Annotated in this window: 34 protein-coding genes; 32 read left to right on the forward strand and 2 right to left on the reverse strand. The window is 66.8% G+C overall.

Annotated features, from left to right (window positions below; all coding sequences use genetic code 11):
* Positions 1 to 175: 175 nt before the first annotated feature.
* The 32 genes from rpsJ (at position 176) to ACIA73_RS35630 (ending at position 18,541) form a co-directional block, all read left to right on the forward strand.
* Positions 176 to 484, forward strand: coding sequence for a 30S ribosomal protein S10 (gene rpsJ / locus ACIA73_RS35475; protein WP_003948644.1), 309 nt, complete (start codon positions 176 to 178; stop codon positions 482 to 484).
* Positions 485 to 498: 14 nt separating this feature from the next.
* Positions 499 to 1,143, forward strand: coding sequence for a 50S ribosomal protein L3 (gene rplC, locus ACIA73_RS35480; protein WP_189821109.1), 645 nt, complete (start codon positions 499 to 501; stop codon positions 1,141 to 1,143).
* Positions 1,144 to 1,150: 7 nt separating this feature from the next.
* Positions 1,151 to 1,801, forward strand: coding sequence for a 50S ribosomal protein L4 (rplD, locus tag ACIA73_RS35485; protein ID WP_399443072.1), 651 nt, complete (start codon positions 1,151 to 1,153; stop codon positions 1,799 to 1,801).
* Entirely contained in the window at positions 1,798 to 2,121 is a 324-nt protein-coding gene (rplW, locus tag ACIA73_RS35490; RefSeq protein WP_266660492.1) for a 50S ribosomal protein L23, read from the forward strand. Before rplD ends, rplW begins: the two co-directional genes overlap by 4 nt.
* A gap of 40 nt (positions 2,122 to 2,161) precedes the next feature.
* Positions 2,162 to 2,998 carry a 50S ribosomal protein L2 gene (rplB, locus tag ACIA73_RS35495; RefSeq protein ID WP_384349938.1) on the forward strand — a complete coding sequence of 279 codons (837 nt, stop codon included), beginning with the start codon at positions 2,162 to 2,164 and terminating at the stop codon, positions 2,996 to 2,998.
* A 12-nt stretch (positions 2,999 to 3,010) separates the two neighbouring features.
* Entirely contained in the window at positions 3,011 to 3,292 is a 282-nt protein-coding gene (gene rpsS / locus ACIA73_RS35500; RefSeq protein WP_329118635.1) for a 30S ribosomal protein S19, read from the forward strand.
* Between the two features lie 41 nt (positions 3,293 to 3,333).
* A complete protein-coding gene (rplV, locus tag ACIA73_RS35505) occupies positions 3,334 to 3,681 on the forward strand; it encodes a 50S ribosomal protein L22 (protein ID WP_016645177.1) in 348 nt (115 codons plus the stop codon).
* Positions 3,681 to 4,523 carry a 30S ribosomal protein S3 gene (gene rpsC, locus ACIA73_RS35510; protein ID WP_399443073.1) on the forward strand — a complete coding sequence of 281 codons (843 nt, stop codon included), beginning with the start codon at positions 3,681 to 3,683 and terminating at the stop codon, positions 4,521 to 4,523. Before rplV ends, rpsC begins: the two co-directional genes overlap by 1 nt.
* Positions 4,524 to 4,528: 5 nt before the next feature.
* Complete coding sequence (gene rplP / locus ACIA73_RS35515) at positions 4,529 to 4,948, forward strand: 50S ribosomal protein L16 (RefSeq protein WP_119286204.1); 420 nt, start codon at positions 4,529 to 4,531, stop codon at positions 4,946 to 4,948.
* Positions 4,948 to 5,172, forward strand: coding sequence for a 50S ribosomal protein L29 (gene rpmC, locus ACIA73_RS35520; protein ID WP_138894199.1), 225 nt, complete (start codon positions 4,948 to 4,950; stop codon positions 5,170 to 5,172). Before rplP ends, rpmC begins: the two co-directional genes overlap by 1 nt.
* Positions 5,172 to 5,456: a 30S ribosomal protein S17 gene (gene rpsQ, locus ACIA73_RS35525; protein WP_138894200.1), complete on the forward strand. Its 285-nt coding sequence runs from the start codon at positions 5,172 to 5,174 to the stop codon at positions 5,454 to 5,456. The genes rpmC and rpsQ overlap by 1 nt, the downstream gene beginning before the upstream one ends.
* 133 nt (positions 5,457 to 5,589) lie before the next feature.
* Entirely contained in the window at positions 5,590 to 5,958 is a 369-nt protein-coding gene (rplN, locus tag ACIA73_RS35530) for a 50S ribosomal protein L14 (RefSeq protein ID WP_003966950.1), read from the forward strand.
* Between the two features lie 2 nt (positions 5,959 to 5,960).
* Positions 5,961 to 6,272 (forward strand): 50S ribosomal protein L24, encoded by a 312-nt coding sequence (gene rplX / locus ACIA73_RS35535; RefSeq protein WP_189821105.1) that lies wholly within the window; start codon positions 5,961 to 5,963, stop codon positions 6,270 to 6,272.
* The gene (rplE, locus tag ACIA73_RS35540; protein ID WP_399443074.1) at positions 6,272 to 6,829 is read left to right on the forward strand and encodes a 50S ribosomal protein L5; all 558 of its coding nucleotides are present in this window, start codon (positions 6,272 to 6,274) and stop codon (positions 6,827 to 6,829) included. The genes rplX and rplE overlap by 1 nt, the downstream gene beginning before the upstream one ends.
* Before the next feature lie 5 nt (positions 6,830 to 6,834).
* Positions 6,835 to 7,020 carry a type Z 30S ribosomal protein S14 gene (locus ACIA73_RS35545; RefSeq protein WP_003956452.1) on the forward strand — a complete coding sequence of 62 codons (186 nt, stop codon included), beginning with the start codon at positions 6,835 to 6,837 and terminating at the stop codon, positions 7,018 to 7,020.
* A 221-nt stretch (positions 7,021 to 7,241) separates the two neighbouring features.
* Positions 7,242 to 7,640, forward strand: coding sequence for a 30S ribosomal protein S8 (gene rpsH / locus ACIA73_RS35550; RefSeq protein WP_399443075.1), 399 nt, complete (start codon positions 7,242 to 7,244; stop codon positions 7,638 to 7,640).
* Positions 7,641 to 7,661: 21 nt separating this feature from the next.
* Complete coding sequence (gene rplF / locus ACIA73_RS35555) at positions 7,662 to 8,201, forward strand: 50S ribosomal protein L6 (protein ID WP_399443076.1); 540 nt, start codon at positions 7,662 to 7,664, stop codon at positions 8,199 to 8,201.
* A gap of 3 nt (positions 8,202 to 8,204) precedes the next feature.
* Complete coding sequence (rplR, locus tag ACIA73_RS35560; protein ID WP_399443077.1) at positions 8,205 to 8,588, forward strand: 50S ribosomal protein L18; 384 nt, start codon at positions 8,205 to 8,207, stop codon at positions 8,586 to 8,588.
* A 46-nt stretch (positions 8,589 to 8,634) separates the two neighbouring features.
* Positions 8,635 to 9,237, forward strand: a complete 603-nt coding sequence (gene rpsE / locus ACIA73_RS35565; RefSeq protein WP_097866720.1) for a 30S ribosomal protein S5 — start codon at positions 8,635 to 8,637, stop codon at positions 9,235 to 9,237.
* Positions 9,237 to 9,419: a 50S ribosomal protein L30 gene (gene rpmD, locus ACIA73_RS35570; protein WP_266659719.1), complete on the forward strand. Its 183-nt coding sequence runs from the start codon at positions 9,237 to 9,239 to the stop codon at positions 9,417 to 9,419. Before rpsE ends, rpmD begins: the two co-directional genes overlap by 1 nt.
* 1 nt (position 9,420) lies before the next feature.
* Positions 9,421 to 9,876, forward strand: a complete 456-nt coding sequence (gene rplO / locus ACIA73_RS35575; protein ID WP_384349957.1) for a 50S ribosomal protein L15 — start codon at positions 9,421 to 9,423, stop codon at positions 9,874 to 9,876.
* A gap of 224 nt (positions 9,877 to 10,100) precedes the next feature.
* Complete coding sequence (secY, locus tag ACIA73_RS35580; protein ID WP_399443079.1) at positions 10,101 to 11,426, forward strand: preprotein translocase subunit SecY; 1,326 nt, start codon at positions 10,101 to 10,103, stop codon at positions 11,424 to 11,426.
* Positions 11,426 to 12,085: an adenylate kinase gene (locus tag ACIA73_RS35585; protein ID WP_399443080.1), complete on the forward strand. Its 660-nt coding sequence runs from the start codon at positions 11,426 to 11,428 to the stop codon at positions 12,083 to 12,085. Before secY ends, ACIA73_RS35585 begins: the two co-directional genes overlap by 1 nt.
* 137 nt (positions 12,086 to 12,222) lie before the next feature.
* Positions 12,223 to 13,059 carry a type I methionyl aminopeptidase gene (gene map, locus ACIA73_RS35590; protein WP_399443082.1) on the forward strand — a complete coding sequence of 279 codons (837 nt, stop codon included), beginning with the start codon at positions 12,223 to 12,225 and terminating at the stop codon, positions 13,057 to 13,059.
* 229 nt (positions 13,060 to 13,288) lie between these two features.
* Positions 13,289 to 13,510: a translation initiation factor IF-1 gene (gene infA / locus ACIA73_RS35595; protein WP_003956442.1), complete on the forward strand. Its 222-nt coding sequence runs from the start codon at positions 13,289 to 13,291 to the stop codon at positions 13,508 to 13,510.
* A gap of 58 nt (positions 13,511 to 13,568) precedes the next feature.
* Complete coding sequence (gene rpmJ / locus ACIA73_RS35600; RefSeq protein WP_003956441.1) at positions 13,569 to 13,682, forward strand: 50S ribosomal protein L36; 114 nt, start codon at positions 13,569 to 13,571, stop codon at positions 13,680 to 13,682.
* 194 nt (positions 13,683 to 13,876) lie between these two features.
* Positions 13,877 to 14,257 carry a 30S ribosomal protein S13 gene (rpsM, locus tag ACIA73_RS35605; RefSeq protein ID WP_399443083.1) on the forward strand — a complete coding sequence of 127 codons (381 nt, stop codon included), beginning with the start codon at positions 13,877 to 13,879 and terminating at the stop codon, positions 14,255 to 14,257.
* Positions 14,258 to 14,330: 73 nt separating this feature from the next.
* A complete protein-coding gene (gene rpsK / locus ACIA73_RS35610; protein WP_003948617.1) occupies positions 14,331 to 14,735 on the forward strand; it encodes a 30S ribosomal protein S11 in 405 nt (134 codons plus the stop codon).
* Between the two features lie 224 nt (positions 14,736 to 14,959).
* On the forward strand, positions 14,960 to 15,982 hold the full coding sequence (locus ACIA73_RS35615; RefSeq protein WP_185028035.1) for a DNA-directed RNA polymerase subunit alpha: 1,023 nt from the start codon (positions 14,960 to 14,962) through the stop codon (positions 15,980 to 15,982).
* Positions 15,983 to 16,108: 126 nt separating this feature from the next.
* A complete protein-coding gene (rplQ, locus tag ACIA73_RS35620; protein WP_399443084.1) occupies positions 16,109 to 16,582 on the forward strand; it encodes a 50S ribosomal protein L17 in 474 nt (157 codons plus the stop codon).
* 92 nt (positions 16,583 to 16,674) lie between these two features.
* Positions 16,675 to 17,553, forward strand: a complete 879-nt coding sequence (gene truA / locus ACIA73_RS35625; protein WP_399443085.1) for a tRNA pseudouridine(38-40) synthase TruA — start codon at positions 16,675 to 16,677, stop codon at positions 17,551 to 17,553.
* A 193-nt stretch (positions 17,554 to 17,746) separates the two neighbouring features.
* The gene (locus ACIA73_RS35630) at positions 17,747 to 18,541 is read left to right on the forward strand and encodes a hypothetical protein (protein ID WP_399443086.1); all 795 of its coding nucleotides are present in this window, start codon (positions 17,747 to 17,749) and stop codon (positions 18,539 to 18,541) included.
* Positions 18,542 to 18,590: 49 nt separating this feature from the next.
* Here ACIA73_RS35630 and ACIA73_RS35635 read toward each other — a convergent pair whose 3' ends face one another.
* Both ACIA73_RS35635 and ACIA73_RS35640 read right to left on the reverse strand, forming a co-directional pair.
* The gene (locus tag ACIA73_RS35635) at positions 18,591 to 19,877 is read right to left on the reverse strand and encodes a hypothetical protein (protein WP_399443087.1); all 1,287 of its coding nucleotides are present in this window, start codon (positions 19,875 to 19,877) and stop codon (positions 18,591 to 18,593) included.
* A gap of 118 nt (positions 19,878 to 19,995) precedes the next feature.
* Positions 19,996 to 20,919 carry a hypothetical protein gene (locus tag ACIA73_RS35640; RefSeq protein WP_399443103.1) on the reverse strand — a complete coding sequence of 308 codons (924 nt, stop codon included), beginning with the start codon at positions 20,917 to 20,919 and terminating at the stop codon, positions 19,996 to 19,998.
* Positions 20,920 to 21,125: the final 206 nt, after the last annotated feature.

Raw genomic sequence — 21,125 nt, forward strand, 5'->3', positions numbered from 1 at the left:
TGTTCTCCCCCGGCTCGCGGTCGCGGACCGCATCCCTTAGAGCAGGGAAATTCCTTGGGATTTCTTGCTGGCGCGGATGCGACACGCCCGACCGCGTGGGTCGGAGGGGCGCAGTGCTGAGAGGCACAGCCGCCCGGGTTCCAGAGCGTTATGAGAGACAGGACTACTAGTAGCCATGGCGGGACAGAAGATCCGCATCCGGCTCAAGGCCTACGACCACGAGGTCATCGACTCCTCGGCGAAGAAGATCGTCGAGACGGTGACCCGCACTGGTGCGTCGGTCGCAGGCCCGGTGCCGCTGCCCACTGAGAAGAACGTGTACTGCGTCATCAAGTCGCCGCACAAGTACAAGGACTCTCGCGAGCACTTCGAGATGCGCACGCACAAGCGCCTCATCGACATTCTCGACCCCACGCCGAAGACGGTTGACTCGCTCATGCGTCTCGACCTGCCGGCGGGCGTCGACATCGAGATCAAGCTCTGAAGGGACGGGCCGAGATGAGCAAGAACATCAAGGGCGTCCTGGGCGAGAAGCTCGGCATGACCCAGGTCTGGGACGAGAACAACCGGGTTGTCCCGGTGACCGTCGTCAAGGCCGGTCCGTGCGTCGTGACGCAGGTACGTACGAACGACAACGACGGCTACGAGTCGGTCCAGATCGCCTTCGGCGAGATTGACCCGCGCAAGGTGAACAAGCCCCTCAAGGGTCACTTCGCCAAGGCCGACGTGACCCCGCGCCGCCACCTCGTGGAGCTGCGCACCCCGGACGCCAGCGAGTACACGCTGGGCCAGGAGATCACTGCCGAGGTGTTCGAGTCCGGCGTCAAGGTTGACGTCACGGGCAAGAGCAAGGGCAAGGGCTTCGCCGGTGTGATGAAGCGTCACAACTTCCACGGTGGCAAGGCTTCCCACGGTGCCCACCGCGTGCACCGTAAGCCTGGTTCCATCGGTGGCTGTGCCACCCCCGGCCGTGTCTTCAAGGGCATGCGCATGGCGGGTCGCATGGGTAACGAGCGGGTCACCACCCAGAACCTGACCGTCCACGCCGTTGACGCCGAGAAGGGTCTGCTGCTCATCAAGGGCGCCGTCCCCGGCCCCAACGGTGGCCTCGTCCTGGTCCGCACCGCGGCCAAGGGGGTTTGAGGAACCGATGAGCACCATTGACATCCTTTCGCCGGCAGGTGACAAGGCCGGGACCGTCGACCTCCCCGCGGAGATCTTCGACGCCAAGGTCAGCATTCCGCTGATCCACCAGGTCGTTGTCGCTCAGCTGGCAGCTGCCCGCCAGGGCACGCACAAGACCAAGCGTCGCGGCGAAGTCCGTGGTGGCGGTAAGAAGCCTTACCGCCAGAAGGGCACCGGCCGCGCCCGTCAGGGTTCGACCCGCGCCCCGCAGTTCGCAGGCGGTGGCGTCGTCCACGGCCCGCAGCCGCGCGACTACTCGCAGCGCACGCCCAAGAAGATGAAGGCCGCCGCCCTGCGCGGTGCCCTCACCGACCGGGCCCGCAACGCTCGTATCCACGTCGTCACCGGCGTGGTCGAGGGTGCGGTTTCCACGAAGGCCGCGAAGTCCCTGCTGGGCAAGGTCAGCGAGCGCAAGCACGTGCTCCTGGTTGCCGAGCGTTCGGACGAGGCCGCGTGGCTCTCCGCCCGCAACCTGCCCCAGGTGCACATCCTGGAGCCGGGCCAGCTGAACACGTACGACGTGCTCGTCTCGGACGACCTGGTCTTCACCAAGGCCGCCTTCGAGTCCTTCGTGTCTGGCCCCAAGGCCGATGAGACCGAAGGGAGCGACGCCTGATGACTGCGATCGTTACCAGCAAGACCTTCACGGACCACCGCGACATTCTTGTCAAGCCGGTTGTCTCCGAGAAGAGCTACGCGCTGCTCGACGAGAACAAGTACACGTTCATCGTCGCGCCCGGCTCCAACAAGACCCAGATCAAGCAGGCCGTGGAAGCGGTCTTCTCGGTCAAGGTCACGGGGGTCAACACGATCAACCGGCAGGGTAAGCGCAAGCGCACCAAGACCGGTTTCGGCAAGCGCGCTGACACCAAGCGCGCCATCGTGACCCTCGCCGAGGGCGACCGTATCGACATCTTCGGCGGTCCGACCGCCTGACGGCGGTCTGGATCGTCCGAAATCGGACGAGGACTGAGAAATGGGAATCCGCAAGTACAAGCCGACTACGCCGGGCCGCCGTGGCTCCTCCGTAGCCGACTTTGTCGAGATCACGCGGTCCACGCCGGAGAAGTCGCTGGTTCGCCCTCTGCACAGCAAGGGCGGCCGTAACAACGCCGGTCGGATCACTGTTCGTCACCAGGGTGGCGGCCACAAGCGCGCCTACCGTGTGATCGACTTCCGTCGTCACGACAAGGACGGCGTGCCGGCCAAGGTCGCGCACATCGAGTACGACCCCAACCGCACCGCGCGCATCGCGCTGCTGCACTACGCGGACGGCGAGAAGCGTTACATCCTCGCCCCGCGTGGCCTGTCGCAGGGTGACCGGATTGAGAACGGCCCTGGCGCCGACATCAAGCCGGGCAACAACCTCGCGCTGCGCAACATCCCGGTTGGTACCACCATCCACAACATCGAGCTGCGGCCCGGTGGCGGTGCGAAGTTCGCCCGCTCCGCCGGTGCCTCCGTGCAGCTGCTGGCGAAGGAGGGCACCATGGCCCACCTTCGTATGCCTTCCGGCGAAATTCGCCTGGTCGACGCCCGCTGCCGCGCCACCATTGGCGAGGTCGGCAACGCCGAGCAGTCGAACATCAACTGGGGCAAGGCCGGCCGCATGCGCTGGAAGGGCGTTCGCCCGACCGTTCGCGGTGTTGCGATGAACCCGGTCGACCACCCGCACGGTGGTGGTGAGGGTAAGACCTCCGGTGGTCGCCACCCGGTCTCCCCGTGGGGTCAGAAGGAGGGTCGTACTCGCTCGCCGAAGAAGGCTTCGAGCAAGTACATCGTCCGCCGCCGCAAGTCGAACAAGAAGCGCTAGGAGCGGGTTTAGATGCCGCGCAGTCTCAAGAAGGGGCCTTTCGTCGACGGACACCTTGTCAAGAAGGTGGACGTACAGAACGAGGCAGGCTCCAAGAACGTCATCAAGACCTGGTCCCGGCGCTCGATGATCATCCCCAGCATGCTGGGTCACACCATCGCGGTGCACAACGGCAAGATCCACGTCCCGGTGTTCGTCACCGAGTCGATGGTCGGCCACAAGCTCGGCGAGTTTGCGCCGACCCGCACCTTCCGCGGCCACGTCAAGGACGACCGCAAGTCGAAGCGCCGCTAAGGCGGGGTGCGAAGACTATGAACGACACCGAAGGGACAACCATGGAAGCCAGGGCCCAGGCGCGGTACATCCGCGTCACGCCCATGAAGGCCCGCCGAGTGGTGGACCTTATCCGTGGCATGGATGCCACGGAGGCTCAGGCGGTCCTGCGTTTCGCCCCGCAGGCCGCGAGCGTGCCGGTTGGCAAGGTGCTGGACAGCGCCATCGCCAACGCCGCGCACAACTACGACCACTCCGACGCTTCTTCGCTGGTCATCAGCGAGGCGTACGTGGATGAGGGTCCGACCCTGAAGCGGTTCCGTCCGCGTGCTCAGGGCCGTGCCTACCGCATCCGCAAGCGGACCAGCCACATCACCGTGGTCGTCAGCAGCAAGGAAGGAACCCGGTAATGGGCCAGAAGGTAAACCCGCACGGGTTCCGGCTCGGCATTACCACGGACTTCAAGTCCCGTTGGTACGCCGACAAGCTGTACAAGGACTACGTCAAGGAAGACGTCGCCATCCGCAGGATGATGACGTCCGGCATGGAGCGCGCCGGCATCTCGAAGGTTGAGATCGAGCGCACCCGTGACCGCGTGCGTGTGGACATCCACACCGCTCGTCCGGGCATCGTCATCGGCCGCCGTGGCGCCGAGGCCGACCGCATCCGCGGTGACCTCGAGAAGCTCACGGGCAAGCAGGTCCAGCTGAACATCCTCGAGGTCAAGAACCCCGAGATGGACGCTCAGCTGGTTGCTCAGGCCGTTGCCGAGCAGCTCTCCTCCCGCGTCTCCTTCCGTCGCGCCATGCGTAAGAGCATGCAGGGCACGATGAAGGCCGGCGCCAAGGGCATCAAGATCCAGTGCGGCGGTCGCCTCGGCGGCGCCGAGATGTCCCGGTCGGAGTTCTACCGCGAGGGCCGTGTGCCGCTGCACACGCTCCGCGCGAACGTGGACTACGGCTTCTTCGAGGCCAAGACGACCTTCGGTCGCATTGGCGTCAAGGTCTGGATCTACAAGGGCGACGTCAAGAACATCGCCGAGGTCCGCGCCGAGAACGCTGCGGCCCGTGCGGGTAACCGCCCGGCCCGTGGCGCCGGCGCTGGCGACCGTCCCGCCGGCCGTGGTGGCCGTGGTGGCGAGCGTGGCGGCCGCGGCCGCAAGCCGCAGCAGTCCGCGCCGGCAGCCGAGGCCCCCAAGGCCGACGCTCCCGCCGCCGCTGCTCCGGCTGAGAGCACCGGAACGGAGGCCTGACCGACATGCTGATCCCTCGTAGGGTCAAGCACCGCAAGCAGCACCACCCCAAGCGCAGTGGTATGGCCAAGGGTGGTACTGAGGTCGCATTCGGCGAGTACGGCATCCAGGCGCTCACGCCCGCGTATGTCACGAACCGCCAGATCGAAGCGGCTCGTATCGCGATGACCCGCCACATCAAGCGTGGCGGCAAGGTCTGGATCAACATTTACCCGGACCGTCCGCTGACGAAGAAGCCTGCCGAGACCCGCATGGGTTCCGGTAAGGGTTCCCCGGAGTGGTGGATCGCGAACGTCAAGCCCGGTCGGGTGATGTTCGAGTTGTCCTACCCGAACGAGAAGATTGCTCGTGAGGCGCTCACCCGCGCTGCTCACAAGCTTCCGATGAAGTGCCGGATTGTTCGGCGCGAGGCAGGTGAGTCGTGATGGTGGCCGGTACGAAGGCGACTGAGCTGCGCGAGCTGAACGACGAGGACCTCGTCGCGAAGCTCCGTGAGGCCAAGGAAGAACTGTTCAACCTCCGCTTCCAGGCGGCGACCGGGCAGCTCGAAAACCACGGCCGGCTCAAGTCCGTCCGTAAGGACATCGCCCGGATCTACACCCTGATGCGCGAGCGCGAGCTGGGCATCGAGACGGTGGAGAGTGCCTGATGAGCGAGAAGAATGTGACTGAGACGACTGAGCAGCGCGGTTTCCGCAAGACCCGTGAGGGTCTCGTCGTCAGCGACAAGATGGACAAGACCGTCGTCGTCGCTGTCGAGGACCGCGTCAAGCACGCCCTGTACGGCAAGGTCATCCGCCGTACGAACAAGCTCAAGGCTCACGACGAGTCCAACGCCGCAGGCGTCGGCGACCGCGTTGTCATCATGGAGACGCGTCCGCTGTCGGCCTCGAAGCGCTGGCGCATCGTCGAGATCCTCGAGAAGGCCAAGTAGTCAGTTCCCGCAAGGGAGTTGGCATTGATTCGCCTTAAAGGGGTTTCCCTTTAAGTAGTTCCGCCAGGCTCGGTGGGGTGGCCGTAGAGATACGGCCCCCCGCCGGGAACCGGCAGACGATCAGGAGATAGACGTGATCCAGCAGGAGTCGCGACTTCGCGTCGCCGACAACACGGGTGCGAAGGAAATTCTCACCATCCGTGTTCTCGGTGGCTCGGGTCGCCGCTACGCGGGCATCGGTGACGTCATCGTCGCCACCGTCAAGGATGCGATCCCCGGTGGCAACGTGAAGAAGGGTGACGTCGTCAAGGCCGTCATCGTTCGCACCGTCAAGGAGCGTCGTCGCCAGGATGGCTCGTACATCCGCTTCGACGAGAACGCCGCTGTCATTCTCAAGAACGACGGCGACCCCCGCGGCACCCGTATCTTCGGCCCGGTGGGCCGTGAGCTGCGCGAGAAGAAGTTCATGAAGATCATCTCGCTCGCGCCGGAGGTGCTGTAAGCATGAAGATCAAGAAGGGCGACCTGGTTCAGGTCATCACCGGTAAGGACAAGGGCAAGCAGGGCAAGGTCGTTCAGGCCTTCCCCCGCGAGGACCGCGTCCTGGTCGAGGGTGTCAACCGGGTCAAGAAGCACACGAAGGCCGGCCAGAACCAGGCCGGCGGCATCGTGACGACCGAGGCTCCGGTCCACGTCAGCAACGTTCAGCTGGTTGTGGAGAAGGACGGCAACAAGGTCGTTACCCGCGTCGGCTACCGCTTTGACGACGAGGGCAACAAGATCCGCGTTGCCAAGCGGACTGGTGAGGACATCTGATGACTGCCACCACCGCACCGCGCCTCAAGCTGCGCTACCGCGAGGAGATCACCGGCAAGCTGCGTGAGGAGTTCTCGTACGAGAACGTCATGCAGATCCCCGGTCTGGTCAAGATCGTGGTCAACATGGGTGTCGGCGACGCCGCCCGTGACTCGAAGCTGATCGACGGGGCCATCAAGGACCTGACGACCATCACGGGTCAGAAGCCGGCCGTTACCAAGGCCCGGAAGTCCATCGCGCAGTTCAAGCTGCGCGAGGGTCAGCCGATCGGCTGCCACGTCACCCTCCGCGGTGACCGCATGTGGGAGTTCCTGGACCGTACGCTGTCGCTCGCGCTGCCGCGTATCCGTGACTTCCGTGGTCTGTCGCCGAAGCAGTTCGACGGCCGTGGCAACTACACGTTCGGTCTCACGGAGCAGGTCATGTTCCACGAGATCGACCAGGACAAGATCGACCGAGTCCGGGGAATGGACATCACCGTGGTCACCACGGCGACGAACGACGACGAGGGCCGCGCCCTCCTTCGTCACCTCGGCTTCCCCTTCAAGGAGGCGTAACCGAGATGGCGAAGAAGGCTCTGATCGCTAAGGCCGCTCGCAAGCCGAAGTTCGGCGTGCGTGCCTACACGCGCTGCCAGCGCTGTGGCCGGCCCCACTCCGTGTACCGCAAGTTCGGCCTGTGCCGCGTGTGCCTTCGTGAGATGGCTCACCGTGGCGAGCTGCCGGGCGTGACCAAGAGCTCCTGGTAGTCAGTACTGCCCTTTGGGCGTACGGATTTTCCAGGGCTCTCGGTAAGTATCTGGTCGGCAGGAGCCCCACCCCGAATGCCGTAGGCTAGAAGGGTTGGGCGCCTGCCGCCCATAACGACTTACTACGCCGTAGGTCCCCGCACCGCACCCGTCCCGCCTCTGAGTGGGGAGAGGGATGGCGCATACAGGAAACCCCGGCGAGAGAGGCCGAAGGCCAATTCATGACCATGACTGATCCCATCGCAGACATGCTCACGCGTCTGCGTAACGCGAACTCGGCGTACCACGACACCGTCGTGATGCCGCACAGCAAGATCAAGTCGCACATCGCGGAGATCCTCCAGCAGGAGGGCTTCATCACCGGCTGGAAGGTCGAGGACGCCGAGGTCGGCAAGAGCCTCGTTCTCGACCTGAAGTTCGGTCCGAACCGCGAGCGTTCGATTGCCGGCATCAAGCGTATTTCGAAGCCGGGTCTGCGCGTGTACGCGAAGTCCACCAACCTGCCCAAGGTCCTCGGCGGCCTCGGCGTGGCGATCATCTCCACGTCGCACGGTCTTCTGACCGGCCAGCAGGCAGGCAAGAAGGGCGTAGGTGGGGAAGTCCTCGCCTACGTCTGGTAGTCGGGAAAGGAAGGAAAGCTAATGTCGCGAATCGGCAAGCTCCCCATCCAGGTTCCCGCTGGTGTGGACGTCACCATCGACGGCCGCACGGTTGCCGTGAAGGGCCCCAAGGGCACCCTCACGCACACTGTTGCTGCGCCGATCGAGATTGTTAAGGGCGAGGATGGCGTGCTCAACGTCAACCGCCCCAACGACGAGCGTCAGAACAAGGCCCTGCACGGCCTGTCCCGCACGCTGGTGGCGAACATGATCACCGGCGTGACCGCGGGATACAGCAAGGCGCTCGAGATCAGCGGTGTCGGTTACCGCGTCCAGGCGAAGGGCTCCAACCTGGAGTTCGCCCTGGGCTACAGCCACCCCATCGTGATCGAGGCTCCCGAAGGCATCACCTTCAAGGTCGAGTCGCCCACGAAGCTCAGCGTCGAGGGCATCGACAAGCAGAAGGTCGGCGAGGTCGCCGCTAACATCCGCAAGCTGCGGAAGCCCGACCCGTACAAGGCCAAGGGCGTCAAGTACGCCGGCGAGGTCATCCGCCGCAAGGTCGGAAAGGCGGGTAAGTAAGCCATGGCATACGGTGTAAAGATCGCCAAGGGTGACGCGTACAAGCGCGCTGCCATCAAGCGTCGTCACATCCGCATCCGCAAGCACGTCTCCGGCACGCCGGAGCGTCCTCGCCTGGTCGTGACGCGGTCCAACCGCAACGTGACCGCCCAGGTCATCGACGACATCGCGGGCCACACGCTCGCGTCGGCGTCGACCCTGGACGTTTCGATCCGCGGCAACGAGGGTGACAAGAGCGCCCACGCCAAGCAGGTCGGCGCACTTGTCGCCGAGCGTGCGAAGGCTGCCGGCGTCGAGACCGTCGTGTTCGACCGTGGTGGCAACAGGTACGCCGGGCGCATTGCCGCTCTGGCTGACGCCGCCCGCGAAGCCGGGCTGAAGTTCTAAGCCCCGGTTCCGGGACTAACGGACGTAACAGAGAGAGGTAAATCCAATGGCTGGACCCCAGCGCCGCGGAAGCGGTGCCGGTGGCGGCGAGCGGCGGGACCGGAAGGGTCGCGACGGTGGCGCTGCCGCCGAGAAGACCGCTTACGTTGAGCGCGTTGTCGCGATCAACCGCGTTGCCAAGGTTGTCAAGGGTGGTCGTCGCTTCAGCTTCACCGCGCTCGTCGTGGTCGGAGACGGTGACGGCACCGTAGGTGTCGGTTACGGCAAGGCCAAGGAAGTTCCCGCGGCCATCGCCAAGGGCGTTGAGGAAGCCAAGAAGAGCTTCTTCAAGGTCCCGCGTATCCAGGGCACCATCCCGCACCCGATCACGGGCGAGAAGGCCGCGGGCGTCGTCCTGCTCAAGCCTGCTTCCCCCGGTACCGGCGTTATCGCCGGTGGCCCGGTGCGTGCCGTACTCGAGTGCGCCGGCGTTCACGACATTCTGTCGAAGTCGCTCGGTTCTTCGAACGCGATCAACATCGTGCACGCGACCGTCGCGGCCCTTCAGGGCCTGCAGCGTCCCGAGGAGATCGCGGCTCGCCGTGGTCTGCCCCTTGAGGACGTCGCCCCGGCGGCTCTGCTTCGTGCACGTGCGGGAGCGGGTGCGTAATGGCCCGTCTCGAGATCACGCAGACGAAGTCGTACATCGGCAGCAAGCAGAACCACCGCGACACCCTGCGTTCGCTCGGGCTCAAGCGCCTGAACGACACGGTTGTCAAGGAGGACCGCCCCGAGTTCCGCGGAATGGTGCACACCGTCCGTCACCTCGTGTCGGTCAAGGAGGTCGACTGACATGGCGGAGAACAACCCGCTGAAGGTCCACAACCTCCGTCCGGCTCCGGGCGCCAAGACCGCCAAGACCCGTGTGGGTCGTGGTGAGGCGTCGAAGGGTAAGACGGCAGGCCGTGGTACCAAGGGCACCAAGGCCCGTTACCAGGTTCCGCAGCGCTTCGAGGGTGGGCAGATGCCCCTCCACATGCGTCTGCCGAAGCTCAAGGGCTTCAAGAACCCGTTCCGCACGGAGTTCCAGGTCGTGAACCTGGACAAGCTGGCCGAGCTCTACCCCGAGGGTGGAGAGGTCACGGTGGCCGATCTGGTCGCCAAGGGCGCCGTGCGCAACAACCACCTCGTCAAGGTCCTGGGCCAGGGCGAGATCTCCGTGGCACTGACGGTTTCGGTTGACGCCGCTTCCGCCTCCGCCAAGGAGAAGATCGCTGCCGCTGGCGGCAGCGTCACCGAGCTCGTCTGAGACAGCTCGATGGCTTGAACATCCGACCGGGGATGCCTCTCAAAAGGGGCATCCCCGGTTGGTCGTTCCTAGGGGGCGGGGTCCGCCGGTATGGTGGCGTGCACTGTTAACTATCGCGCGGTGTGCCCACAACGCTGTCCGCTCGTTGTTTGACTGATACGTATTCGTCGATCCTCAATACCGTCACCCTTCGACGCAGTAGCGCGGGGGTCGCAGGAGGCACCGTGCTCACCGCGTTCGCCCGGGCGTTCAAGACGCCCGACCTGCGCAAGAAGCTGCTCTTCACACTGGGCATCATTGTGCTGTTCCGGCTCGGAGCGCACATTCCCGTTCCGGGCGTCAGCTATAAGAACGTACAGACCTGTATCGACTTCGCGTCCAAGGACGGGGCCGGCGGCCTCTTCGGGCTGGTGAACATGTTCAGCGGTGGCGCGCTGCTGCAGATCACCATCTTTGCGCTGGGCATCATGCCGTACATCACGGCGAGCATCATCCTTCAGCTGCTGACCGTGGTCATCCCGCGGCTGGAAGCCCTGAAGAAGGAGGGGCAGTCCGGCACGGCGAAGATCACGCAGTACACGCGTTATCTGACCGTGGCGCTGGCCGTCCTTCAGGGCACCGGCCTGGTGGCCACCGCCAACTCCGGTGCGCTGTTCCAGGCTTGCCCCGACTCGATCCGCTCGCAGATCGTTCCGGACAAGTCCATCTTCACCACCGCCGTCATGGTCATCACGATGACGGCCGGCACCGCGATGGTCATGTGGCTCGGTGAGCTCGTCACCGACCGCGGCATCGGCAACGGCATGTCCATCCTGATGTTCATCTCGATCGCTGCCGGCTTCCCCGGCTCGCTCTGGGCCATCAAGAAGTCGGGCAAGCTGGCCGACGGCTGGATCGAGTTCGCGGTCGTGATCCTGGTCGGGTTCGCGATGGTCGGGCTAGTGGTGTTCGTGGAACAGGCGCAGCGCCGGATCCCGGTTCAGTACGCGAAGCGGATGATCGGCCGGAAGTCGTACGGCGGAACCTCGACGTACATCCCGCTGAAGGTCAATCAGGCGGGCGTGATCCCCGTGATCTTCGCTTCTTCGCTGCTCTACATCCCGGCCCTGATCGTGCAGTTCTCCGGATCCACGGCCGGCTGGGCCCAGTGGATCCAGAACAATATGGTCAAGGGCGACCATCCCTACTACATCGTCACGTACTTCCTGTTGATCGTGTTCTTCGCCTTCTTCTATGTGGCGATCTCGTTCAACCCCGAAGAAGTCGCTGACAACATGAAGAAGTATGGTGGCTTCATCCCGGGCATCCGGGCAGGTCGACCTACTGCTGAGTACCTGAGTTACGTGCTGAACCGCATCACGTGGCCGGGGTCGCTGTACCTGGGTCTGATCGCTCTCGTGCCGACGATGGCGTTGGCCGGCTTCGGTGCCAGCCAGGACTTCCCGTTCGGCGGCACAAGCATCCTCATCATCGTGGGTGTGGGTCTGGAGACCGTGAAGCAGATCGAGAGCCAGCTCCAGCAGCGCAATTACGAAGGGTTCCTCCGCTGATGCGTATCGTCCTCGTCGGGCCGCCGGGCGCGGGCAAGGGAACGCAGGCCGCGTTCCTCGCCAAGAACCTGTCGATCCCGCACATTTCCACGGGAGACCTCTTCCGGGCCAACATCAGCCAGGGCACCGCCCTCGGCAAGCAGGCCAAGGCGATCATGGACGCCGGAAATCTGGTCCCCGACGAGGTCACGATCGGCATGGCTCTGGACCGCATGGCCCAGAGCGACGCCGTGAACGGTTTCCTCCTCGACGGCTTCCCCCGCAACGTCTTCCAGGCGGAGGCGCTCGACGCCGCGCTGAAGGAGCAGGGGCAGAAGCTGGACGCCGTCCTGGACCTGGAGGTCCCGGAGGAAGAGGTCGTGAAGCGGATCGCCGGCCGGCGTATCTGCCGCAACGATTCCGCTCATGTCTTCCACGCCACGTACAGCCCGCCGGAGACCGAGGATGTCTGTGACATCTGCGGTGGCGAGCTCTACCAGCGCGGCGACGACACCGAGGAAGTCGTACGCAAGCGGCTCGACGTCTACCACACGCAGACCGAGCCCATCATCGACCACTACAAGGCGCAGGGCCTGGTGGTCACCCTCTCCGCGGAAGGCAAGGTCGCCGAGGTGACCGAGCGCGCGATGGACGCCCTGAAGAAGATGAAGAAGGACTAGGCTCCGGCCCGGTTTCTCTCAGACGTACGAAGGTGACGGCCGCGGTGTCCTTGGGGCACCGCGGCCGTTGCCGTTCGGCCGCCCCGTTTCGGCCGTACTGTTGAAGCTGAAGTCATACGAGCGTGGAAGGCACATCCATGGTGGAGATCAAGACTCCCGAGCAGATCGCGAAGATGCGTGAGGCGGGGCTGGTCGTCGCCGCCATTCACGCGGCGACCCGTGAGGCGGCCGTTCCCGGCGCCAGCACGAAGGACCTCGACGAGGTCGCGCGCAAGGTGCTCGCGGAGCACGGCGCCAAGTCCAACTTCCTTGGTTACGGCGGCTTCCCGGCCACCATCTGCACCTCGGTCAACGAGGTCGTCGTGCACGGCATCCCGGACGAGAAGACCGTCCTCAAGGACGGCGACATCATCTCCGTCGACTGCGGCGCCATCATCGACGGCTGGCACGGCGACGCGGCGTACACCGCCTTCGTCGGCAGCGGACACGCGCCCGAGCTGCTGGAGCTGTCGCGGGTGACCGAGGAGTCGATGTGGGCGGGCATCGCCGCCATGAAGCTGGGCAACCGGCTGGTCGACATCTCCAAGTCCATCGAGGGGTACATCCGCCGGCAGCCCCGTCCGGTCACCGGCAAGTACGGGATCATCGAGGACTTCGGCGGGCACGGCATCGGCTCCGAGATGCACATGGACCCGCATCTGCTGAACTACGTCACGCGCAAGCGCGGCAAGGGCATCAAGATGGTCCCGGGGGTGTGCCTGGCCATCGAGCCGATGGTCTCGCTGGGTACGGCGCAGACCGAGACCCTCGCCGACGACTGGACCGTCATCACCACGGACGGCACCTGGTCCTCGCACTGGGAGCACTCGATCGCCCTCACCGAGAACGGCCCGCTGGTCCTGACCGCCGTCGACGGCGGCAAGGCCAAGCTGGCGGAGTACGGAATCACGGCGGCGCCGGATCCGCTGGGCTGAACCCGGCGCGGGTGAGCCCTGTTCCGGGTGAGCCCTGCCCTGGGTGAGCCCTGTGTCGGGAAGGGGCCAGCAGGGTGAAAGCCGCATAACGATCATCAGTGTTGGGCAAACTTGACGGATTCGTCTTTTCGGGTGGCCTGACGTAGACTGACTCGTCGGCTCTCGTGCATCCGTGTGCCTGCATTCTGATGCGAGAGTCGATCAAGGTAGCCGATTCGAAGGGCGAAGCGTGGCCAAGAAGCAAGGTGCCATCGAAATCGAGGGCACCGTGATCGAGTCCCTCCCGAACGCAATGTTCAAGGTGGAACTGCAGAACGGTCACAAAGTCCTCGCGCACATCAGCGGCAAGATGCGTATGCACTACATCCGCATCCTCCCGGATGACCGGGTCGTCGTGGAGCTCTCTCCGTACGACCTGACGCGTGGCCGGATCGTCTACCGGTACAAGTAGATCTTGCCAGGCCCCTTCCGGGGGGCATGTGGCACTGACCCGGAGAACCTGACATCCCATGAAGGTCAAGCCGAGCGTCAAGAAGATCTGCGACAAGTGCAAGGTGATCCGCCGTCACGGCCGGGTCATGGTCATCTGCGACAACCTGCGCCACAAGCAGCGCCAGGGCTGACGCACGACCTTTCCTGCATCTCGCAGTTCTTCGCGCGACGCAAGCAACGTACATACGCAGGGCACGACCGGTCCGTAGTGACTGGCGGCACCTCCGGCGGGGGCCGGGGACCCGGACGTACCACCTCATCCGTGAGGTCGGCGGTCGGGAGCAGCTCTGTGGAAGACCCCCGAAATAACAACTGGAGCCATTGAATGGCACGCGTTTCAGGTGTTGACATCCCGCGCGAAAAGCGTGTGGAGATCGCCCTCACCTACGTTTTCGGCATCGGCCGCACCCTGGCGAAGGAAACCCTCGCCGCCACCGGTGTGAACCCGAACACCCGCGTCCGTGACCTTGCCGAGGAAGACCTCGTCAAGATCCGCGAGTACGTGGACGCCAACGTCAAGACCGAGGGTGACCTCCGTCGCGAGATTCAGGCCGACATCCGCCGCAAGGTCGAGATCGGCTGCTACCAGGGTCTGCGTCACCGTCGCGGCCTGCCGGTCCACGGCCAGCGCACCAGCACGAACGCGCGTACCCGCAAGGGCCCGCGTCGCGCCATCGCCGGTAAGAAGAAGCCGGGCAAGAAGTAGTCCTCAGCCGGACGCTTTTCAAGCGGTCTTCGCTGTAGGACCGATCACCTCCCTCTCCATCTGGAGTTAAGACATGCCCCCCAAGGGACGTCAGGGCGCCGCCAAGAAGGTGCGCCGCAAGGAAAAGAAGAACGTCGCTCACGGCCACGCGCACATCAAGAGCACGTTCAACAACACGATCGTGTCCATCACGGACCCGACCGGCAACGTGATCTCGTGGGCCTCCGCCGGCCACGTGGGCTTCAAGGGCTCGCGCAAGTCCACCCCCTTCGCCGCGCAGATGGCCGCCGAGTCGGCCGCCCGTCGCGCGCAGGAGCACGGCATGCGCAAGGTTGACGTCTTCGTCAAGGGTCCGGGCTCCGGCCGCGAGACCGCGATCCGCTCCCTCCAGGCCACTGGCCTTGAGGTCGGTTCGATCCAGGACGTCACCCCGACGCCGCACAACGGCTGCCGTCCGCCGAAGCGTCGCCGCGTCTGACCTTGTGCGGCTCCGCCGCACACGGGACGCAGCACGCGTCTGATGCGCCGCCCTCGCGGGTGGCGTGTCCGCAAGACCTCGTGTCGTGAGTGGCCGCACGGAGACCGACCTCCGTGCGGCGCTCGCCTCGCGTTTCGGGCGGTACAGCTCTTCGGGGCCGTATCGCCCGTACCCTTGTGGTAGTTGGCGTCAAATAGTGGGCGCCAAGAACAAGAAGGAACCCCATGCTTATTGCTCAGCGCCCGTCGCTGACCGAAGAGGTCGTCGACGAGTACCGCTCCCGGTTCGTGATCGAGCCGCTGGAGCCGGGCTTCGGTTACACGCTCGGTAACTCCCTGCGCCGTACCCTCCTGTCGTCCATCCCGGGTGCCGCTGTCACCAGCATCCGGATCGACGGTGTCCTGCACGAGTTCACCACCGTGCCGGGCGTCAAGGAGGACGTCACCGACCTCATCCTCAACATCAAGCAGCTGGTCGTCTCCTCGGAGCACGACGAGCCGGTCGTGATGTACCTGCGCAAGCAGGGTCCCGGCCTGGTCACCGCTGCTGACATCGCGCCGCCGGCCGGCGTCGAGGTGCACAACCCGGACCTGGTCCTCGCCACGCTCAACGGCAAGGGCAAGCTGGAGATGGAGCTGACCGTCGAGCGCGGTCGCGGCTACGTCTCCGCCGTCCAGAACAAGCAGGTGGGCCAGGAGATCGGTCGTATTCCGGTCGACTCCATCTACTCCCCGGTGCTCAAGGTCACGTACAAGGTCGAGGCGACCCGTGTCGAGCAGCGCACCGACTTCGACAAGCTGATCGTCGACGTCGAGACCAAGCAGGCCATGCGTCCCCGTGACGCCATGGCGTCGGCCGGTAAGACCCTGGTCGAGCTGTTCGGTCTGGCGCGCGAGCTCAACATCGACGCCGAGGGCATCGACATGGGCCCGTCCCCGACGGACGCCGCGCTCGCCGCCGATCTCGCCCTGCCGATCGAGGAGCTTGAGCTCACCGTTCGGTCGTACAACTGCCTCAAGCGCGAGGGCATCCACTCGGTGGGCGAGCTCGTGGCCCGCTCCGAGGCGGACCTGCTCGACATTCGCAACTTCGGTGCGAAGTCGATCGACGAGGTCAAGATGAAGCTCAACGGCATGGGCCTGGCCCTCAAGGACAGCCCCCCCGGGTTCGACCCGACCGCTGCCGCCGACGCCTTCGGCGCCGACGACGACGCGGATGCCGGTTTCGTGGAGACCGAGCAGTACTAAGGTTTTACGGCTTTATCCGGGCGCGCTCCTAGTGGGCGCGCCCGCACAATCTGCCCGTGGGCGTCCGCCCGTGGGGCCCTGACACCGGTACCTGATACGGCCGGTGCAGACACTAGGAGAAACACCATGCCGCGTCCCGCAAAGGGTGCCCGTCTGGGCGGCAGCGCCGCGCACGAGAAGCTGCTCCTCGCCAACCTGGCGAAGTCGCTCTTCGAGCACGGTCGCATCACCACGACCGAGGCCAAGGCCCGCCGCCTGCGCCCCGTCGCCGAGCGCCTCATCTCCAAGGCGAAGAGGGGCGACATTCACAACCGTCGCCTGGTGCTTCAGACGATCACGGACAAGAGCATCGTGCACACGCTCTTCACCGAGATCGCCCCGCGCTTCGAGAACCGCCCCGGTGGTTACACGCGCATCACCAAGATCGGCAACCGTCGTGGCGACAACGCCCCGATGGCCGTGATCGAGCTCGTCGAGGCGCTCACCGTGCAGCAGAACGCTGTCGGCGAGGCCGAGGCGGCCACGAAGCGTGCCGTGAAGGAAGACGCCGCGAAGTCGGAGGCCGTCGAGGCCCCGGCCGAGGAGTCCAAGGACGCCTAAGGCGTGCTGACGGAGCAGGCCCGCCCCTTTCGGGGGCGGGCCTGTTCTGCGTTCGGGGTACGGAATTCGTGGGTTCCAGAAAGGTGAGAGCAGTGGCGGAAGAGATCGCTCCGGGGCATGTGCGGGTACGGCTGGATCTGAGTTACGACGGCAAGGACTTCTCCGGGTGGGCGAAGCAGCCGAGCGGGCGGCGCACGGTGCAGGGGGAGATCGAGTCGGCGCTGCGGACGGTGACGCGGTCCGAGGTGAACTACGACCTGACGGTGGCCGGGCGGACCGACTCCGGGGTGCATGCGCGCGGGCAGGTGGCGCACGTGGATCTGCCCGTGGAGGTATGGGCGGAGCACGAGGAGAAGCTGCTGCGGCGGCTGGCGGGGCGGCTCCCCCATGACGTACGGGTGTGGAGGGCTGCGCGGGCGCCGGAGGGTTTCAACGCACGGTTCTCGGCGATCTGGCGTCGCTACCAGTACCGGGTGTCGGACCACCCGGGCGGGGTGGATCCGCTGATTCGCAGTCATGTGCTCTGGCACGACTGGGAGTTGGACGTGGAGGCGATGAACGCGGCGTCCAAGGGGCTGCTCGGGGAGCACGACTTCGCGGCCTACTGCAAGAAGCGAGAGGGGGCCACGACGATTCGCACCCTCCAGGAACTGTGGTGGGAGCGGGGCGCCGACGGGGTGGTCACCGGGACCGTGCGGGCGGATGCTTTCTGCCACAACATGGTGCGGTCGCTGGTGGGGGCGTTGCTGTACGTCGGTGACGGCCACCGGGAGGCGGAGTGGCCGGCCCGGGTGCTGGCGGCCCGGGTGCGGGACTCGTCGGTGCACGTGGTGAAGGCGCACGGGCTGACGCTGGAGGAAGTGGCGTATCCGGCGGATGAGTTGCTGGCGGCCCGTGCCTTGGAGGCGCGGAATGTGCGGACGTTGCCGGGGGCCTCGGACAACGGGGTTGCCGGGGGCGGTTGTTGCTGAAGGGGTGAGGAGCAGGGGTGGGGTTCTTGGGGCTTTTGGGGCCCTGAGGGTGTGGGGGGACTTGTCCTGGAGCATTGTCAGTGGGCTGTGCGATGGTGTTTTTCAACATCGACTCGGGTGGTGCACGGGGGCTCCGGGGGGCTTGCCCGTGACGGGACTCCGCTCGTGAAGGGACTCTGAGGGGAGCGGTGCGATGACGGGGGCGGAGAAGCGCGGGCTGGTGGTGCTGTTCGTGGCGGTGCTGCTGTTCGTGGTGGGGGTGCTGCCGCGGGTGGTGGAGAAGGGCGGCGGCGAGCAGCGGGTCGGCCGGGCCGGGGCGGCGATGGGTATTCCGCGGCCTGCGGAGACTCCCGGGGGGTCGGGTACGTCGGGTTCCTCGGGGACGGTGCCTTCGGGCGGGGCGTCCGGGAAGTCCCCCGGGGGTACTTCGGCAGGTGTCGACGACCCCGACGGGGGCGAGCGGGCGGACGAGCCGGACGCGGAGGAGCGGGCCGCGGCCTTCGAGGCGGTACGGGCCGGGGACTGCCTCGCCCTCTTCGACACCGGGAAGGGCTGGAACACCCGGATACCCCAGAAGGTGGACTGCTCGGGGGAGGCCGGGCTGAGCCGGGTCAGTGCGGTGCGGACCGGGTGGAGCGCCTGCCCGACGGGCGACGGGCTGTCCTATGTGGTGAGCGTGAAGGACGGGAAGAAGCGGGTGCTGTGCCTGACCAGGCACTACCAGCCGGGGTACTGCGTCCTCGCGGAGAAGAAGGTGGAGGGCGGCAGCATCAGCATGCGGCTGGGGGCGATGACGGCCGTCGACTGCAAGTCCCGCGAACCGGCGGCTCCTTACAACACGATCCTGCACATCACCGGGGTGTACGAGCCCTCGTCGGGGCGTGGTCCCGGCCAGTGTGCGCGGGCGACCGGGGACCGGACGTACTACTGGTCCTGGCAGGTCGACGGGGACGGGACGCTGCTCTGCACGATGGTGTACGCGGGGTAGGGGACAGGGCCGGCCCGCCGGGTGCGGCCGGGTGGGTGCCGCTGGTGGATCAGCGGCGGGTGGTGGCCCAGAGGAGGGCGCCGGAGAGGGCGAAGACGACGGCGGAGGGGGCGCCGAGTCCGTGGAGGAAGGGGAACCAGACCACGGAGAGCAGGGCGCAGTAGCCGGCGGCCAGGCCGGAGAGACCGATCTGGACCAGGGCGGGGCCGCTGCGGTTGAAGCGCACCACGATGGCGATGAGAACGGCCGCCCACAGGACGGCGCGGGGCTGGTCGAAGGTGAGGATTCGGGCGAGTTCGCTGATCGCCTCGTACCAGTTCTGCCTCATCAAGTCGGCCTGCAGCGAGGCGATGTGGCGCAGTTCGGCGGGGCCGCCGGTGGCGATCTGGGCCGGGGAGAGGCTGCCGGCCATGGTCCGGAAGTACTCGTAGACCGCGAGCAGGGTGAAGCCGAGGGCGTGCAGGGCCCCGGTGGTGAAGCCGGTCGCCCGTCGGCGGCGTGCTTCCTGGAGCGCTGCGCCGGTCAGGTCCGGGTGCCTGGCCGGGTCCGGGGAGTCGTCGCCCGGGGACTGGCGGTGCTGGTGGAACTGGGGTGTGGGGTACGCCCCGGAGTCGGCCCGGGCGCGGGGGCCCCTGGAGGGGGGCGGGCCGGCCGGGGTGGGGGTGCCGGGGCGGCGGGAGGTGCCGGCGCGGGTGGGGGTGTTGGCGGGGCCGGGGGTGCGCGGGGTGCCGGCGCGGCTGGGTGGGGTGGGGCGGAGGGAGGTGGTGGGTGGGTCGTGGGGGGTGGTGCCCTTGCGGAGGGCTGTGGTGGGTGGGTCCTGGGGGCGGCGGGCTCGGGGGGTGCGGGGAGCCGCGGGGGTGGGGGAGCTGGGGATGCCGGGGGGTGAGGCCTGGGGGTAGGGGGTGGTGGGGACGCTGGGCCAGGGGGAGCGGGGGCGGTGGGGGGAGGCGGCCCTGGGCTTGGCGGAGTCGGGGCCGCCCCCGGAGTCGGAGTTGGGGCCGCCCCCGGAGTCGGAGTCGGAATCGTAGGAGGGGGAGGCCGGCTCCGGGGGGTTCGGGTTTGGGGCGTCCGGGGTCGAGGCGCGCGGAATCGATGGGTCCGGTGGTGTGGGGGCCGGTTCCCCCGGGGTGCGCTGCTTCGAAGGGCCCGGGGCCGGAGTGCGGGGCGTGGGGGTGCCGGGCTCCGGGGTGGTGGGATGGGGGAAGGGGGGTGTCGAGGTTTCCGGCTCGGGGGAGTCGGTGGGGCTCTGGCGGCTTTCCTCGGTGGGGCCGGTGGAGTTGGCGCCCGCGGGGCGGCGGTCCGGGGACGGGTGGTCCTGGCCGTTGTTGGTGTTCATGTTTTTCAGCCCCCGGACTGTGGCGGCCCCCTGCCGCCTCGGCGGACAGGTTAGTCAGGGGGTGGGAGAGCCGCCAGGGGCGGAGGGGGGCCGGGGCTTCGGCCCGGTGAGGGGTGGGTCAGCTGTTGAGGGTGGGTGCGGAGGCAGCCGCGGAGGCCTGGGTGCGGCCACGCTCGACGATGCGCAGGAAGGTGTACTTGGCGGTGTCGTCGCCCAGGGCGAAGACGGCCTTGTCGCCGGTGGTGACGTTCTTCTTGTTGTCGGTGAAACCGGCGACGGTGAAGTAGGCGTAGCGGCCGTAGGAGTTGGCGGTCTTGCGGCAGATGGTGCCGTTGCGGCAGAAGGTGGGGACGCCCGCGCCGGGGAGGGAGGCGATGCCGTCCTTCACCTGGTTCTTGGCCTTGAGGGCCTGGGCCTCGGTCTTGAAGACCGCCACACCGACGGTGACGGCTGCGCCGCCCTTGTGGAAGGTGGCGCGGATGACCTGGTCGCAGCCGTTGCGGGTGAGGATGCCACCGAGGGCGCCCTGGGTGGCGGCGGCGCAGTTGGTGGTCTGGTTGGTGGCGCCCTTGGCGTACGAACGGCCTTCCAGAGTCAGGGACTTGCCCGGGAAGAGGGTGTTCGCGTTGAGCGGGGCCCTGTCCTTCTCCGCGCTGGAGATGAAGTCCTTGGGGTCCGGCGGGGGCGGCGGTGCGACGGGGGAGAAGGTGGGTGCCGGGGCGCTCTCGGTGGGGAGGGTCTCCGGGGAGGGGAGTGCGGAGTTCTTCCCGTCGGAGGAGGTGGACCTGCCGGTGGAGACGACTGCGGTGGCGACCAGGGCGCCGACGGCGAGGGTGGCCAGTACGCCGCCGCCGATGTAGAGGAGGCGCTTGCGGCGGGTGCGGGAGGCGGCGGCGTCGGCGAGGGCGGACCAGTCGGGGGTGGGGCCGGAGGTGCTGGGCGGCCTGCCGTGCGGGGGCTGGCCCAGCGGGGGCCTGCCGTGCGGGGCCTGGCCGTGCGGGGGCCGGTCGGGCTCGTTGTGGACGAGTTGGACCGGGGGCATGGGGGCGGCGGGCTGGCGGGGCGGTTGGGACTGCTGGGGCGGGTCCGACAGGTAGGGGTTCGGGGTGGAGTGCTGGGGGTCGCCCGGGCCGGCGTACGGATGCGGCTGCGGGGAGGGGGTGTACGGGCCCGGCTGGCTCGGGGGGTTCCCGTACGGCGAGGGGGTGTAATCGCCCTGCTGGGGTGGGTTGTTGTCTTGCGGGGGGT

Source organism: Streptomyces sp. NPDC051561, assembly GCF_044454195.1.
Lineage (GTDB): Bacteria > Actinomycetota > Actinomycetes > Streptomycetales > Streptomycetaceae > Streptomyces.